Raw genomic sequence first — 14,526 nt, forward strand, 5'->3', positions numbered from 1 at the left:
TTTCCGCAGAATCCAACGTCCAGCGAGCGACGGCGCCCCACTTGCACAATATCATACTGCCGGGTCTCGACGCACACCACTGAGTGGAAACGCCGTCGACGAATCACTGAGGTGTGCTACGTGAGTCGCTCGCCCGACTGGGCTGGAATCATCTGGGAAACTCGCGGGTATCTCAACTTGACCCCTGACGAACCAGTTTCGCTCGAGGAGTTCAAGTCAACTACAAAGGCAAACGGCTGGGCCGACTTAGAGGTCGTCAGGCTCCTTCTCAGTGCGGTTTTGGATGACCGCGACGGCGTCCGTAACTGCCAGTGAATCGATGGACTTCTCGCTGGGTTCCTCGTCCACCTGTGTCATGCGTGGTGGGCCGTAGAGGAGTCCGTTACCCCTTCCGAAATTGCGCGTTTCAGCCACGCTATCGCTCATTTGAGCTATATTGGCCCATGTAGATTCTCTCGGAATATGTTTTCAACCCATCTTTTATCAATCTTCGAACTGGATAGTAACCGTGACAATGTCTGCGTCAATCCTATTATTTGCTCGAGCCTCGGATAGAGGGTTCGTTGTCGGAGGCGGCGGTATTTCATGAGCGCCAAGCGATCCTCAATTCTGAGCGAGCGCGCCGTCAGAGCGGGGAGCGTCTGCCTCATCGCGTGCGTTGGCGCTATTTTAGCGATATTTGAACTCTGGCACACTTCTCAGATGCAGTCTCCTCTTGGCAAAGTCGTCCAGGCAGTTTTGCCGCTGACCATGGCTCTCGTCATCATCGCCGCCAGCTACGGGCTCTACCGGAGTGAGATTGAGGCCGGTGAACTGCGTAGAATCACCTCTTGGTTCGTCGCCGGTCTCCTTGGGATGTCGCTGATGGTTGGTTGGATTATCAGCCACCAGTTCATTCGTGGGATGGCGTTTCACCACTGGCAGTTCGTGGTTGTAGGCAGCATGACGGTGGGAGGGTCGGTTGGGTTGTTGATTGGGGTGTACGATGCGTACAGACGAATAGAACATCGCGCGGCCGAACAGACGAGGCAAGCGGTTGCTGCTTCGAGAGACGGCATGGCCATTCTCACCGAGTCGGGCGAGTACGAACAAGTCAATCAGGCACACGCCGAGGTGTACGGCTACGACGACCCAGCGGTGTTCATCGGTCGGACATTTCACATGTGTTACGAGGACGCTGAAGCCGCCCACATCGAAGAAGAGATTCTGCCCACACTCTCAGAGACGGGCAGTTGGCGAGGTGAACTCACTGGCCTCCGACGTAACGGGGAAACGTATCCACAGGAGATCACCTTCTCATCGCGACCACAGGGGGGTTATCTCTACGTCGTTCGCGACATCTCAGAGCGGGCTGCGTTCGAACAGCAACTCATCACCCGTGAGTTGCGATTGCGGACGATTCTCGAAAACATGCCGATTATTCTGTTCGTCATCGAAACAGACCGCACGATTACCCTGCAGGTCGGTAAGGGATTAGAGCAGGTCTCACGCGAGCAAAACCAGCATGTTGGCTCGACTGTTGCAGACCTGTTTGGCGCGGAAAGCGAGATAACCGACGCTATCGAACGCAGCTTCGATGGCGCGTTCGTCGATGTGATGCTTGAAATGTGGGGTCGAACATATCAAGTATGGGTCCAACCCGTAACAGAGTCTGGTGAGATAACGAGCGTCATCGCCGTTGCGATGGACGTGACCGAGCGGCACAAACGCGAACGCGGAATCAGCGCGCTCAACGAAGCAACGCGGGCGATGATGCAAGAACTCACCCACGAGGAGATTTCACAGATTGCGGTTCTCACTGCACAGAACGCGCTCAATCTGTCACGCCCCGGTATTTGGTTGCAAAGCGATGACAAATCGCTAAAACCGGTCGCGTGGGCGGCTACCACAGATGTTTCGACTGACGACCTGCCGACGTTCACCCCCGAAAACGGTGCCGTGTGGGAGGCCTACGAGAGCGGTGAGATTCAGATTGCTGACGATATCGGACGCGGCCTTGCGGACACAGATGGCGGTGAGTTAATCGTTCCACTTGGGGAACTCGGTGTGTTGGTCAGTGGCAGCTCGACCGCTCATGAGTTCGATGAAACAGACCTGGTACTCGCACAGCTCCTCGTTGCGAATACGCGGACAGCACTCGAACGAGCGACGCGTGAAAAGGACTTACAGCGCCAGACAGAGCAGATGGAGTTTTTCAATTCGATTCTCCGTCACGACGTGTTAAACGGGATGACGGTGATACGGTCGCGTGCCGAGTTCCTCGTAGAAGACCTCGACGCAGACCAGTCGAAAGACGCGGAGACGATTATCAACTGGAGTAACAACATCATCGGTATCGTCCGCCGGGTGCGGACCATCCTTGATACGCTAAACGGTAATACAGACCCGAACCTCGAAGACACTCACCTCTCTTTGGTACTCAGAGATGAGGTTCGCCGAATCAAAGACACCTACCCAGAAGTCGAGTTCGAGACCGATATCCCCGATGATATCACGGTTTTCGCAAACGAACTGCTCGGGGAGGTGTTCGGCAACGTCCTCACGAACGCGATAAACCACAACGACGCAGACGGACTCCGTATCTCAGTGACTGCAGCGGTGTCCGAAGACCGCGCCACGGTTCACATCGCCGACAACGGCCGTGGGATTCCAGATGACCACAAAGAACGCATCTTTCGGCGCGATGAGACGGGACACGCCAAATCGACTGGCTCTGGTTTTGGCCTCTTTTTCGTTGATTCGATGGTCGCAGAGTACGGTGGTTCCGTCTCGGTTGAGGACAACGTTCCAAACGGTGTCGTGTTCGTGATTGAACTTCCGCTTGCCTAATGGCGGCTCATAATCGAGTCGTTTTCTTCGGATGCAACTAGACAAAGTATCAAGAGGTCTGCATCCGTATCACACATCTATCATGGCAACCTCTGCGCGGCCAACTGTCCTCATCGTCGAAGACGAGCCAGATGTGGGCGAAACGTACGAACGGTGGCTGGCAGAGTCCTACACCGTCATACACGCTGCATCCGGCAAAGAGGCGCTCTCGAAACTTGACGATTCCATCGATATCGTCCTCTTAGACCGCATGATGCCGGGGATGTCCGGCGACGAGGTGCTCGAAGAAATCCGGGCACGAGACATTGATTGCCGGGTGGCGATAGTGACGGCCGTCGACCCAGACTTCGATATCATCGAAATGGGCTTTGACGAATACGTCACGAAACCGCCCACACGCGACCAGCTCCGTGACACCATCGAACGACTGCTCGCACGCGGTGCGGTCGCAGACGACTTACAAAACTACTTCTCGCTCGTTGCTCGCAAAGCCGCCCTCGAAGCCGAATTCACCCGCTCTGTCCTCGAATCGAACGAAGAGTACAGAGACCTCGTTGCCCGAATCGAACGCGGGCGCGAGAATCTCGACACGTCGTTCGACGGACTCTCATCTGATGCTGATTTTGTCGGCGTGTTGCGTGCGATTGTCGAAGATGATTCGACATAACCACGTCGTACGTCGAGTTACCAGATGGGCGCGAGCAAAATCGCCACCGCGAGTGAGATGAAAATGAGCTTCAGTCCCGTGTTCACGGCGATGACTTTCGACCCGAACTCTGCCCCCCAGATGCCGTACTGGAACGGAATCGAGCGTTTGAACGTAGTGACGGCAAACGAGATGATGCTTCCGATGAGCATCGTTGCCACCGCCGCCCGCGCGGTGAACGTCCCGTTTTCGATGAGTGGCGCAAGCACGAGCGCGCCGTTGGTCGTATCGAGGGTGAGTACAGCGATGACCGGTACGGCCGCGCCGGGCAGCCCCACCGCTTCGACGACGGGGTCTGCGAAGGCAGTCGCGGCGGCCACGTCGTAGCGCGCGGTGAGGAACACGACCAGCGTGTAGATGACGGCGAGCCGAGGGACAATGTTGCGGAGTTTTGTCGCGGTGTTCGTGGCTGCGTCTGTGAGTTTCTCTCGGGTCGATTGGGTCTCTGCATCCGGCGTTTCGATGGTGTCGGGTCGCGCCGCGTGATTCACGTTGCGCCCAGAGAGGAGGAGTGCTCCTGCGCAGATTCCGACGACGGTGATGGCGAGGGCGATGAGCGCCCGCGCGCCGACGTACATGAGACCGACCCGGAGGCCGAGAATCGGGATGAGGACGGGCGCGTAGAACGTGAAGATGTGCTGGGCGAAGCCGAAGAACGTGTTGATGGTGACTGCGACGAGCGTGGCGCGGTCGTCGAGCATGCCCGACTCGCGGAACTCTGCGAGCATCCCGTACCCGGCGGTGGTCGAAGCCGTCGTCGTCAGAATCGCGGTTCCGACTTCCTCGGGTAGATTTGCGGGTTGGGTGAGCGGCCGCGAGAGGGCGGCGATTTTCCGCACCGCGCCGAAGGCGACGGCGAGGTTGGCGAGGAAGACACCGATGGCGATAAACAGTGAAATCTTCGCCACCCGCGGGCCGACGGTCCAGAGAAGGTCACCGAACTGCACGTGTGCCCGTCGGGGCGAGCGGGGCAAATGTTCGTCGGTTCAGACGAAAGTCCGCACGGCGAGAAACAGGATGATGACGCCGAGCACGTCTGAGGCGTTCGTGACGACGGGAATCACCACGTCGTCGGGATCGAGTTCGAAGCGGTAGGCCGCATACGTCGCAATGAACGTGATGACGACGGCCACCACCGCGAGGGCCGCCCCGCTCGTCACCGAGACGAGCAACACCGTCAGTACCGAAAGGTCGGTGCCGACGGTGAGCCACGCGAGCACCCACGCGCCGATGCCGACGACCGGAAAGACGGTAAGCGCGAGGCCGATTGTCGCAAGCGCGTTTCCGAGAAGGGTTTCATCCGCCCGGCCAAAGGAGAGCAGTCCGAGGTGAAACGCCGTCGAAAGCCGCGCGGCGAGAATACTTCCAAGATTCCCCGCGGTGCCGATGGTGACGGGGACGAGCACGAGCAGCGAGGGGTGGCGAATAAGTGTGCTCTCGAACGTCCCGAGGACGAGTCCACTCCCGATTTCGACAAGCGTGAGCGGGAGTAAGACGGGCAACATCGCGCGGGTAATCGCTTTGATGGTCCACTCGGTGGGCATCTAGCCACCCCCCAGCGCGAGCACGGTTCGCACGGCGAGCAGGAGAAAGGCGAGACCGAACACGTCGCCGGTCGTCGTCACGACGGGGCCAACGAGCGTGTCCGGGTTGTGCCCGCGTCGGTACCCCGCGAAGACGACGGTCACGACGACCCCCGAGAGCGCAATCCCCGAGAGTAAGCCAGCGACGAGTGCAATCGCCAACAACGTCCCGAGCGGTGCGACCGGTCTCGACAGCCCATCGAGGACGAAAAACGCGACCGACGCTGCGAACAGACTGGCGAGAATCCCATTCGCCATCGCCGCCACCACCGCAGACTGGAGCCTGCGGTCACCGTTGAAGACGTGTGGCTCGACAAGCCCTTGGTGGAGTCCGGTTGCCAGTCGCGCGCCAAGCGAGCCATAGACGTTCCCGCGGGTGGCGAGAAGCGCAGGAATCAACACAAGCAGTCCGGCCACGTCCTGAAGTTCGGCGCGCATCCCACTGAGGACGACGCCCGCGAACAGGCCGCCCGCGACACTCGCAGTGAGCGCCGGGAGGGCTTCCCGGTACGCCTCTAGTGCGATGTCGCGGGCACTCATGGTCTGACTGTGCGCCCGCAGGGATAAAAAACCAGTTTACGGCGACTCAGAACGGTCCCATGCCGCCGAGGCCACCCATGCCGCCACCGCCTTGTTTTTCCATCCGCTTCATCATCCGCTGCATGTCGCCGTCGCCCATGCCACCGAACTGCTTCAGCGTCTGCTCCATCATCTTGTGTTGCTGGAGCAGTTCACGCACCTTCTCCTCTGAGGTGCCAGAGCCACGCGCAATCCGTTTGACCTGACTCGCGCTGATAGACCGCGGGTTCTCCAACTCGTTTTCGGTCATCGAATCCATGATGAACTCGAAGACGCGCATCCGGTCTTTGGTCACGTCCATCGCGTCGTCGGGGAGTTGGTCTTTGAGTCCGCCGCCGAGGCCGGGAATCATGTCGAGCACCTGGTCGAGTGGTCCCATCTTGTTCATCGCCTGCATCTGCCGGCGCATGTCCCGGAGGGTGAACTTGCCTTTCAGCATGTCCTCTGGGTCCCAGTCATCGTCTTCGTCCTGGGTTTCCGCCATCGCGCGTTCGACGCGCTCGGTGAGTTGTTTCAGGTCGCCCATCCCGAGCAGCCGCGAGATGAAGCCACTCGGCTCGAAGCGTTCGATGTCCTGGACCGTTTCACCCATCCCGAGGAAGGCAATCGAGGAGTTCGTCTCCTTGACCGCGGTGAGCGCACCCCCACCTTTGGCCGTCCCGTCGAGTTTCGAGATGATGACGCCGTTGATACCCACCGACTCGTCGAACTGCTGGGCTTGCGCTTTTGCGCCCTGCCCGATTGCCGCGTCAAGCACGAGCAGCGAGCGGTCTGGGTTCACTGCCGCGCGAATCTCCTCGATTTCTGCGATGAGGTCGTCTTCTAACGCGTGGCGACCGGCCGTGTCCACGATTTGCACGTCCGCATCCTTCGTCGCTTCGAGGCCCTCGCGGGCGATTTTGACGGGGTCTTCTTCGTCGGGGTCGCCGTAGAAATCGACTTCTGCTCGCCGACACATCTCTTTTGCCTGGTCGTAGGCACCCGGTCGGAAGGTGTCCGTTTGGATGACAGCGGGGCGCAGGCCTTTCTTCGAGAACCACCACGCCATCTTCGCGGCTGAGGTCGTCTTCCCCGACCCCTGTAAGCCTGCGAGCATGATGGTCTGTTTTTCGAGTGGCAGTTCGGTGCTCTCACCGACGAGGTCTACGAGTTCTTCGTAGACGATGCGCAGGACGTGGTCGCGCGCGGAGGTGCCCCCCGGCGGTTCTTCCTCCAGTGCGCGTTGTTTGATGTTGTCGGAGAGTTCCATCACGAGGCCGACGTCGACGTCGGCCTGCAGGAGAGAGCGCTGAATCTCCTTGACGATCTCCTCGACATCCTCCTTGCTGAGACGAGATTTCCCGCGGAGTTTGTCGAGGGTGCCCCGAAGGGAACTCCCGAGATTGTCAAGTACCATGTTACGCGAGCCTAGGCGGTCGAAGTGATAAAGGCTTTTTCTCGGGCGGTGGCCCCGAGATTACTCGCCAAGGAGGCGTTCGAGCATCTGCTCGGGGTCGAATCGCTCGATGTCGTCGTACCCCTGCCCGACGCCGAGGAAGAGAATTGGCTTGCCCGTGACGTGGGCGATGGAGATGGCCGCGCCGCCGTTCGAGTCGGCGTCGGCTTTCGTCAAGATTGCGCCGTCGATGGCCGCGGCGTTGTTGAACGTCCGGGCGCGTTCGACTGCGTCCTGTCCGGCCACCGCTTCGTCCACGAAGATGGTCATGTCCGGCCCGACGACGCGGTCGATTTTTTCGAGTTGCGCCATCAGGTCGTTGTTCGTGTGGAGTCGGCCGGCGGTGTCACCGAGCACCACGTCGATGTCGTTTGCCTTCGCGTACTCGACGGCGTCGTAGATGACCGCCGTCGGGTCGCTGCCTTGGTCGTGGGTGATGATTTTCTTCTCGAGCAGGCGCGCGTGTTCTGCGAGCTGCTCGTTCGCGCCCGCCCGATACGTGTCGCCGTTTGCGAGCACCGTCGAGAGCCCCTGTTTCTCGAAGTATTTCGAGAGCTTGGCGATGGAGGTCGTCTTCCCGACACCGTTTACACCCGTGAAGATGATGACGACGGGTTTGTCCGCCTCCTGAATCCGCCCGTCGAAGTCGAACTGCCCGACGCTAATCACGTCGTAGAGGGCGTCGTGCAGCGCTTCTTCGACGATGTCGCCCGTACTCCGTCCGCGGACGCGCGTCTCACCGACGAGTTTCTCGCGGATGCGGTCTAAAATCTCCTCTGCGACGTTCATCTCCACGTCGCTTTGGATGAGCGCCATCTCCAGATTCCAGAGCGGGTCTTCTAAGTCGTCTTCGTCGATGACAACCCGACCGGTGGCGAACAGTTTCGCGCGCTCGCCGAGGCTTCTGCCGTTCGATTTCTCGGCTTCCTCGGTTTCCACGTCTTCAGCTACGTCGACCGGTTCTGGCTCTGATTCGGACTCGGCTTCCAGTTCGGTCTCAGGTTCGGCCACCGGTTCCGGCTCGGCTGGCTCCGGCTCCGACTCCGGCGTCGCGTCGGGTTCGACAGATTCCGGCTCGGACGCGGCGTCCTGCACTGGCTCCTCGGTCGCGTCCGTATCGGCTGCGGGCGAGTCGTCGGCGTCCTCCTCGACTTCGGCCGACTCCTCGACGTCCTTTCGGAAGCTCGAAAGCTTCTCTTTTAGTCCATCGAACATCCTGCCTTATTCTTCGCCGCCTTCGCCCTGCTGTTGCATCTGCTGCATCTGCTGTTGCATCTGCTGTTGTTGCATCTGCTGGGCCTGCTGCTCTAACTGCGAGGACTGCTCTTCGATTTCTGCGACTTCGTCCTGAAGCTCGCTGATTTCTTCGTCGACCGTCTCTTTCTTGTGCTTCAGGGTTTCGATGGCGTCTTCCTGTTCGCGTTCTGCGGCGTAGCCGCCACCGAGGGTGACGACGACTTCGTCGATGTCCTGAATCTCTGCGCGGAGGTGTGCGCCGCCACCGAGTGGCACCTGCACCGTCGAGCCGGATTCTAAGAGTTCGAGGGCTTCGATTGCCTCGTCCATCGACTGCTTTTCTTCGCGCTTCTGCTCGATTTCAGCTTCGACTTCCTGACGCTCTTCATCGAGAGCCTGAAGCTGTTGGGAGAGCTGCTGCATCTGCTGTTGGGCACTCATGCTGCGACCTCCTCCGCCTCTTCGACGGAGTCAATGGTGATCTTCGCTCGGTTGAGACCGTGTTTCGAGCCGAACTGCGTGTAGATGCGCTCTTCTGCAACGTTCTCGTTTGGCGCGTCGATTGTTTTTGTGTACGACTCCCAGCCACGGCTTGTCTTGAACTGACCAGTCACGGTGAATTGACTCATGGAACAACTTTCGGAGAGCGAGCGGGAAGTATCTTCCCTTCTCCTCACGAGCGGGTGTCGCCTCGACTGCGGGCCGGAGAAAAATGGCGCTAGTCAGCCGGTTATGCGATGTAGTCAAGCGCGTCTTCGATACGGCCGAGTTCGGGGCCGGTCGTATCTTTGCCGGCGACGTAGCCGGTGTCGTTTGCGATGAGTCCGGAGCCAACGAGCGGGGCACCGTAGTTGATGGTGCCGATGTCGGCCGGGACGCCGAGCAGGGCTTCGATTGCGTCGAGTTCCTGGTCGGTCGCTTTCGGGTGACAGAGGACGCCCTTGTTGGTGGCGACCGCCGCCGCGCCAACGGTTCTGACGCCGGCGAGGTCGCCGCGTTCGACGGGCACAGAGAGGCCGTCGCGAACCGCCTCCACCGCCTCGTCGCTGAGGTCGGGGTGGACGTACGCGCCGGTGTCGTTTGCGAGAATCACGTTTCCAGCGGCGTTGATGCGCCCGGGCAGTTCGTACACCGGGACGGAGACGCCGTCTGCGAGACGCTCGTATTCGTACTCACTGATGCGGCTCGAAACGAGCAGGCCGTTTTCGTTTCCGGTGACGAGCGCGCCAAGCGCGCCCGACCCGCCGACGGTCGTTTGCACTGGGTCGACGCCGAGTTCGTCTGCGATATCGGAGACGAGGGTGTCCTCGACGTCGGGGCGAACGACTACGCAATCGTCAGTGGCCCGCGCGAAGATACCGACGTACGCGGAACCGGAGAATGCCGCACGAAGCACAGCGTTACTCTGCCGGTTCGGCTTCGACGATGTGGGCGCCGTCCTCTTCGAAGCGTGCTGCGCGAACGCGGAGTTTGCGCGGCGGACGCTTCTGACCCTGAGACCAGATGGCCTCGTTGATGGCTGGGTCGAGGCGGACGTCTTCTGCGTCGACTTTGAAGTTCTTTGCGAGGTGTTCGCGGATGATTTTCATCGCGCGGTTTGCTCGCTGGTGCTTTGCTACTGCCGTCACGTCACGAAGCGGCACCGTGATGATGCGCTCCTCGAAATCGCTTGCGCTCATGATTATTCGTCAGTGTCGCTTCGCCGCCAGCTGCGGCGCTTGTAGTTCTGTCGGACTTCCATGTCCGTCTTCATCATGACCCACGCGGGGACGCGCGTGTTCTGGCGAGTGAGTTTGGCCAGGCGCTTTTTCTTGGCCTTCGACTTCTTGCCCATAGTACACGGGCGTACCCCTTGATGGCTTAAATTCTTGTTCCTTTGACTCTGGCCACCCTCACTGGTTCAGATGAACGCGAGGGGCACCATGATGAGCACGCCCACGACGAGTCCGGAGACGAGTTCCGCCCGCCCACCGCCGGGCACTGCCTTGCCCAGTTCGAGCGCCTCGGGGATGAACTCAGAGAGGACGAGATAAATCATCGCCCCTGCGGCAAAGCCAAAGCCAAAGGGCAAGAACTCCCGCGCGATTCGGACGAAGTAGAAGGCAATCACCGCCCCGATTGGCTGGGGGAGGCTCGAAAACACGGCCCACCACACCATCCGCCACTTCGAGACGCCCATCGACTGCAGCGGGATGGAGATGGCGACGCCCTCGGGAATGTTGTGAATCGAGATGGCGATGGTCATGAAGATGGCGAGCAACGGCACGCTGAATCCGAGCAGGGAAAAGCCCCCGTCCAGATTCAGGTCGGCAAACGAGACGCCGATGGCCACGCCTTCTGGAAACGAGTGGACAGTGAGGATGCCGAGAATCAACAGGAGTTTGCGAAAATCCGCCTGCTCGTAGCGCTTTGGCGAGACTTCGACGCCCGAGATGATGCGGTGGCTCACGACGACGAGCACGACGCCCGCGGCGAGGCCAACGCCGAGTTCTGCGGGCGTTCCGTTCGCAAGCCCCTCGCTAATCAGCCCGAACAACGACGCAGACACCATGATGCCCGAGGCAAGCCCCCACAGCGCGACGTTCCATCGGTCGCTCACGCGTTCGACCAGAAAAAACGGCAACGCACCAATCCCGGTTGCCAGTGCGGTGATGAATCCCGCGACGAACACCAGCGTGAGATTCGCCAGTAGTCCCATACCCTTCCTTGTGCTGGCGCGGGCTTAAGAATTATCACTCAGTTGAAAAGTTTTGGCCGGCCTAAATCAGTTCGACCCGAGAACGCGTGACGTACACCGGGCCGTCGTCCGTAAGCAGACTCTCTTTGAGTCGCACCTCGGTCACCTGCATCGACCCCGCCGTCACCCCCTCTGCTTCGAGTGCGCGCTGTACCGTCTCTTTGCCCCCACCGTGGCGCATCCGCCCGAGGGTGACGTGCGGCGTAAATCCGTGGCTCTCCGGTTCGAACCCCTCCTCGATGAGGCGGCGTTCGATTGCTTCGTAGAGCCGCGTGAGTTCTTCGGTTCCCTCGCCCACGCCGAGCCACACGACCCGAATGTACTCCGCGCTCGGAAACGCGCCAAGCCCCTCGAACGTGGCTGAAAAAGGGCGCACCGCCGCGGTTCTGACCGCGTCTTCGAGGGCGGCTTCGATGTCGTCGATGCCCTGTTCTGCGACCTCGCCGAGGAATTTCAGTGTGATGTGGGCCTGTTCGGGGGCCACGAGGTCGAGGCCACTCGCCGTCGAAAGCGGTTCTTGGACGGCGGCCACCGCGTCTTCGAGCCCGTCTAAGTCGATGCTCACGAACAGTCGCATACCGAACGTTCGCCGGTCGAGACGATTACTCTGCGGGTCACTGTGGCGTAGCCCTTAATGCGCGTGATTGCCTACGCCCGGCAATGACCGACTCCGACCGCGACCCACACCAGTTCTCGGAGGGACAGGGATTCTCTGAGTCGTACGACGAGTTTGACCTCGACCCACCCGAACTGAAAGTCGACCCCTCGAAGGTCGACCCGGTTGACGCGCGTGTCCTCACCGACCTGCTCGACCAGCGCCAGCTCGCGACGGACAACGTCGATGCGCCACAACTGCTCGAAGTCGGCCTTGGCTACATGCAAATCAACCGCTACGAGCAGGCAACCGACGCCTTCGGGCGGGCCGCACAGTTCGCAGACGATGACCTGACCGCTCAAGAGGCGTGGGTGAACAAGGGCGTCGCCCACGCCGAACTCGAAGAGTTCGACGAGGCGATTGGGGCGTATCAAGAAGCGCTCTCGCTCGACGACCGCTCAGAACACGCCGCGAGCGCCGAGACCAACCTCGCCTACGCGCTCTGGGAGTTCGGCCGCCCAGAACAGGCGCTCGAGCACGCAGAACGCGCCGTCGAAATCGACCCGCGCTTCCCACAGGGCTGGTACAATCGCGGCTTTTTCCTGCTCGAACGCGGCCTCGCAGAGGAGGCGGTCAACTGCTTTGACAACGCCGTCCGCCTCGGCTTCCGGAGCATCGACCTGTTAGAGGAGAAAGCCCGCGCTCACGAGAAGGTCGGCGAAGACGAACTCGCAGAACAGTTCGCCGCAGAGGCAGAAGAACTGCGCCAAGAGGCAGAGCGCAAACTCGTCGACGAATGATTGTCAACGAACGCGAAACCCCGGAGGGCCTGCTTGTCTCCGTCTGTGACTCTGAGATTCTCGGAAAAACGTTCTCCGAGGGCGACGTCACCATCTCGGTGAGCGAAAGCTTCTACGGCGGCGAGGAGATGACCGAAGAGGGGGTCGTCGCAAGTCTCCGTCGCGCGACGGTCGCAAACATCGTTGGCACGCGCTCGATTGCCCTCGCGGTCGAACACGGCTTCGTCGATGAGAGCACCGTGCTCACCATCGGTGACACCCGTCACGCGCAGGTGCTTCGACTCGGGTAACGCCGCAGTTCGCCGTCTCTGGTATGATCTCTCTGTTCGTGTTTCTCGCCGTCTCGCGGCGCTTTTCGCCCGTTTTTCTGGCACAAGCAAGCGCCGACCGAAGGAAAGTTCAGTCTCCACTGCTATACTTCACCCAATGGGAACCCAAGAGTCAGCACCACTCGACGTCGCCCGGTTGCGAGAGGATTTCCCGATTCTCTCGCGGACCGTCGGCGACGACACGCCGTTGGTGTATCTCGACAACGCCGCGACCAGTCAGACGCCAAACCGCGTCATCGACATCTTCGGGGACTACTACCGGGGGTACAACGCGAACGTCCACCGGGGCATCCACTACCTGAGTCAGGAAGCCTCCATCGCCTACGAACAGGCCCACGACCGCGTTGCAGAGTTCGTCGGCGCAGACGGCCGCGAGGAGATGATTTTCACGAAAAACACGACCGAGAGCATCAACCTCGTCGCCTACGCGTGGGGCTTGAACGAATTAAGCGAGGGTGACAACGTCGTGCTCACGGAGATGGAACACCACGCCTCGCTCGTCACCTGGCAGCAGATCGCCAAGCGAACGGGCGCAGAGGTGCGCTACATCCGTATCACCGAGGACGGGAAACTCGATATGGAGCACGCCCGCGAACTCATAGACGACGACACCCAGATGGTGAGCGTCGTCCATATCTCGAACGTGCTCGGGACGGTCAACCCCATCTCCGACCTCGCCCAACTCGCCCACGACCACGACGCCTACATCTTCGCAGACGGCGCACAGGCCGTCCCGAACCGCCGCGTGGATGTGAAAGACTTGGGCGTGGACTTCTACGCCTTTTCGGCCCACAAGATGTGCGGCCCGACGGGCGTTGGCGGCCTCTACGGCAAGAAAGCCATCCTCGAAGACATGGAGCCGTTCCTTTACGGCGGCGAGATGATTCGCAAGGTCACCTACGAGGAGTCGACGTGGAACGACCTGCCGTGGAAGTACGAAGCGGGCACGCCGCTCATCGCGGAAGGCATCGCCTTCGCTGAGGCGTGTGACTACTTAGACGACATCGGGATGGACAACATTCAGGCGCACGAACACCAGCTTGCGGAGTACGCGCTCTCGCGGTTCGCTGAGTTCGACGACGTGACCACCTACGGGCCGGGTCTCGGTGAAGACCGCTCAGGGCTCGTCGCGTTCACGCTCGACAGCGTCCACGCCCACGACCTCTCCAGCATCGTCAACGACTACGGTGTGGCCATCCGCGCGGGCGACCACTGTACGCAGCCGCTCCACGACCGCCTTGGGATCTCCGCGTCCGCTCGCGCATCGTTCTATCTCTACAATACGCGCGAGGAAATCGACGCACTCGTAGACGCGGTGGACGCCGCTCGCGAACTGTTTGCTGATATTTAATCAGACCGTTCCACTGGCTGCTTTTTACGAATTTTTAAAAACCGCGAACGAAACCCCCCAGACACCCCTCGTTTTCTCGCCCACCCCCATGGGCGTGCAGTGAATCGTCCCCCAACGAGCCACCGCGGTTCACCCCCGTGAACCACCCCCCTTGCTGTATAGTATTGATTCGCGTCCCCACGCGAATTCGGTTACGAAACCGAAACATACGGCTCAGCAGTTTGCTGCAATTTTCCCCCACCAATCCCCCACAGTTGATACCCCATTCCAAGAACTCGGAATCTCTGGTATCAACCATATAATGAACGCTATCGGTAATAAAGTTATTGCTAATCACTCATTCTTG

The 14,526-nt window shown here is 60.3% G+C and carries 17 protein-coding genes; 5 read left to right on the forward strand and 12 right to left on the reverse strand.

Annotation, left to right across the window (positions count from 1 at the left end):
- Positions 1 to 585: 585 nt before the first annotated feature.
- Entirely contained in the window at positions 586 to 2,829 is a 2,244-nt protein-coding gene (locus V5N12_RS02630; RefSeq protein ID WP_332897599.1) for an ATP-binding protein, read from the forward strand.
- Positions 2,830 to 2,911: 82 nt separating this feature from the next.
- A complete protein-coding gene (locus V5N12_RS02635; protein WP_332897600.1) occupies positions 2,912 to 3,496 on the forward strand; it encodes a response regulator in 585 nt (194 codons plus the stop codon).
- A gap of 17 nt (positions 3,497 to 3,513) precedes the next feature.
- Here V5N12_RS02635 and V5N12_RS02640 read toward each other — a convergent pair whose 3' ends face one another.
- The 12 genes from V5N12_RS02640 to thpR all read right to left on the reverse strand — a co-directional run bounded on the left by V5N12_RS02640 (position 3,514) and on the right by thpR (position 11,682).
- Complete coding sequence (locus V5N12_RS02640) at positions 3,514 to 4,482, reverse strand: nucleoside recognition protein (protein WP_332897601.1); 969 nt, start codon at positions 4,480 to 4,482, stop codon at positions 3,514 to 3,516.
- A 39-nt stretch (positions 4,483 to 4,521) separates the two neighbouring features.
- Entirely contained in the window at positions 4,522 to 5,079 is a 558-nt protein-coding gene (locus V5N12_RS02645) for a magnesium transporter (RefSeq protein ID WP_332897602.1), read from the reverse strand.
- On the reverse strand, positions 5,080 to 5,658 hold the full coding sequence (locus V5N12_RS02650) for a magnesium transporter (protein WP_332897603.1): 579 nt from the start codon (positions 5,656 to 5,658) through the stop codon (positions 5,080 to 5,082). It abuts the gene before it with no gap.
- 46 nt (positions 5,659 to 5,704) lie between these two features.
- A complete protein-coding gene (locus V5N12_RS02655) occupies positions 5,705 to 7,093 on the reverse strand; it encodes a signal recognition particle protein Srp54 (RefSeq protein ID WP_332897604.1) in 1,389 nt (462 codons plus the stop codon).
- Between the two features lie 60 nt (positions 7,094 to 7,153).
- Positions 7,154 to 8,347 carry a signal recognition particle-docking protein FtsY gene (ftsY, locus tag V5N12_RS02660; protein ID WP_332897605.1) on the reverse strand — a complete coding sequence of 398 codons (1,194 nt, stop codon included), beginning with the start codon at positions 8,345 to 8,347 and terminating at the stop codon, positions 7,154 to 7,156.
- 6 nt (positions 8,348 to 8,353) lie between these two features.
- Complete coding sequence (gene pfdA / locus V5N12_RS02665; RefSeq protein ID WP_332897606.1) at positions 8,354 to 8,809, reverse strand: prefoldin subunit alpha; 456 nt, start codon at positions 8,807 to 8,809, stop codon at positions 8,354 to 8,356.
- Positions 8,806 to 8,997: a 50S ribosomal protein L18Ae gene (rpl18a, locus tag V5N12_RS02670; protein ID WP_332897607.1), complete on the reverse strand. Its 192-nt coding sequence runs from the start codon at positions 8,995 to 8,997 to the stop codon at positions 8,806 to 8,808. Before rpl18a ends, pfdA begins: the two co-directional genes overlap by 4 nt.
- Before the next feature lie 101 nt (positions 8,998 to 9,098).
- Complete coding sequence (locus tag V5N12_RS02675; protein WP_332897608.1) at positions 9,099 to 9,764, reverse strand: translation initiation factor IF-6; 666 nt, start codon at positions 9,762 to 9,764, stop codon at positions 9,099 to 9,101.
- Positions 9,765 to 9,768: 4 nt separating this feature from the next.
- Positions 9,769 to 10,047 (reverse strand): 50S ribosomal protein L31e, encoded by a 279-nt coding sequence (locus V5N12_RS02680; protein WP_332897609.1) that lies wholly within the window; start codon positions 10,045 to 10,047, stop codon positions 9,769 to 9,771.
- A gap of 2 nt (positions 10,048 to 10,049) precedes the next feature.
- Positions 10,050 to 10,202 carry a 50S ribosomal protein L39e gene (locus V5N12_RS02685; RefSeq protein WP_276245889.1) on the reverse strand — a complete coding sequence of 51 codons (153 nt, stop codon included), beginning with the start codon at positions 10,200 to 10,202 and terminating at the stop codon, positions 10,050 to 10,052.
- A gap of 66 nt (positions 10,203 to 10,268) precedes the next feature.
- Entirely contained in the window at positions 10,269 to 11,066 is a 798-nt protein-coding gene (locus V5N12_RS02690) for a ZIP family metal transporter (protein ID WP_332897610.1), read from the reverse strand.
- A 61-nt stretch (positions 11,067 to 11,127) separates the two neighbouring features.
- The gene (thpR, locus tag V5N12_RS02695; RefSeq protein ID WP_332897611.1) at positions 11,128 to 11,682 is read right to left on the reverse strand and encodes an RNA 2',3'-cyclic phosphodiesterase; all 555 of its coding nucleotides are present in this window, start codon (positions 11,680 to 11,682) and stop codon (positions 11,128 to 11,130) included.
- Between the two features lie 83 nt (positions 11,683 to 11,765).
- Between thpR and V5N12_RS02700 the strand changes: the two genes are divergently transcribed.
- From V5N12_RS02700 to V5N12_RS02710, 3 genes are all read left to right on the forward strand, one after another.
- Positions 11,766 to 12,500, forward strand: a complete 735-nt coding sequence (locus tag V5N12_RS02700) for a tetratricopeptide repeat protein (RefSeq protein ID WP_332897612.1) — start codon at positions 11,766 to 11,768, stop codon at positions 12,498 to 12,500.
- The gene (locus V5N12_RS02705; protein ID WP_332897613.1) at positions 12,497 to 12,790 is read left to right on the forward strand and encodes a DUF424 domain-containing protein; all 294 of its coding nucleotides are present in this window, start codon (positions 12,497 to 12,499) and stop codon (positions 12,788 to 12,790) included. The genes V5N12_RS02700 and V5N12_RS02705 overlap by 4 nt, the downstream gene beginning before the upstream one ends.
- 136 nt (positions 12,791 to 12,926) lie before the next feature.
- On the forward strand, positions 12,927 to 14,180 hold the full coding sequence (locus V5N12_RS02710) for an aminotransferase class V-fold PLP-dependent enzyme (RefSeq protein ID WP_332897614.1): 1,254 nt from the start codon (positions 12,927 to 12,929) through the stop codon (positions 14,178 to 14,180).
- Positions 14,181 to 14,526 lie beyond the last annotated feature (346 nt).

The sequence above is a fragment of the Haladaptatus sp. CMSO5 genome, from assembly GCF_036689885.1.
GTDB lineage: Archaea > Halobacteriota > Halobacteria > Halobacteriales > Halococcaceae > QDMS2.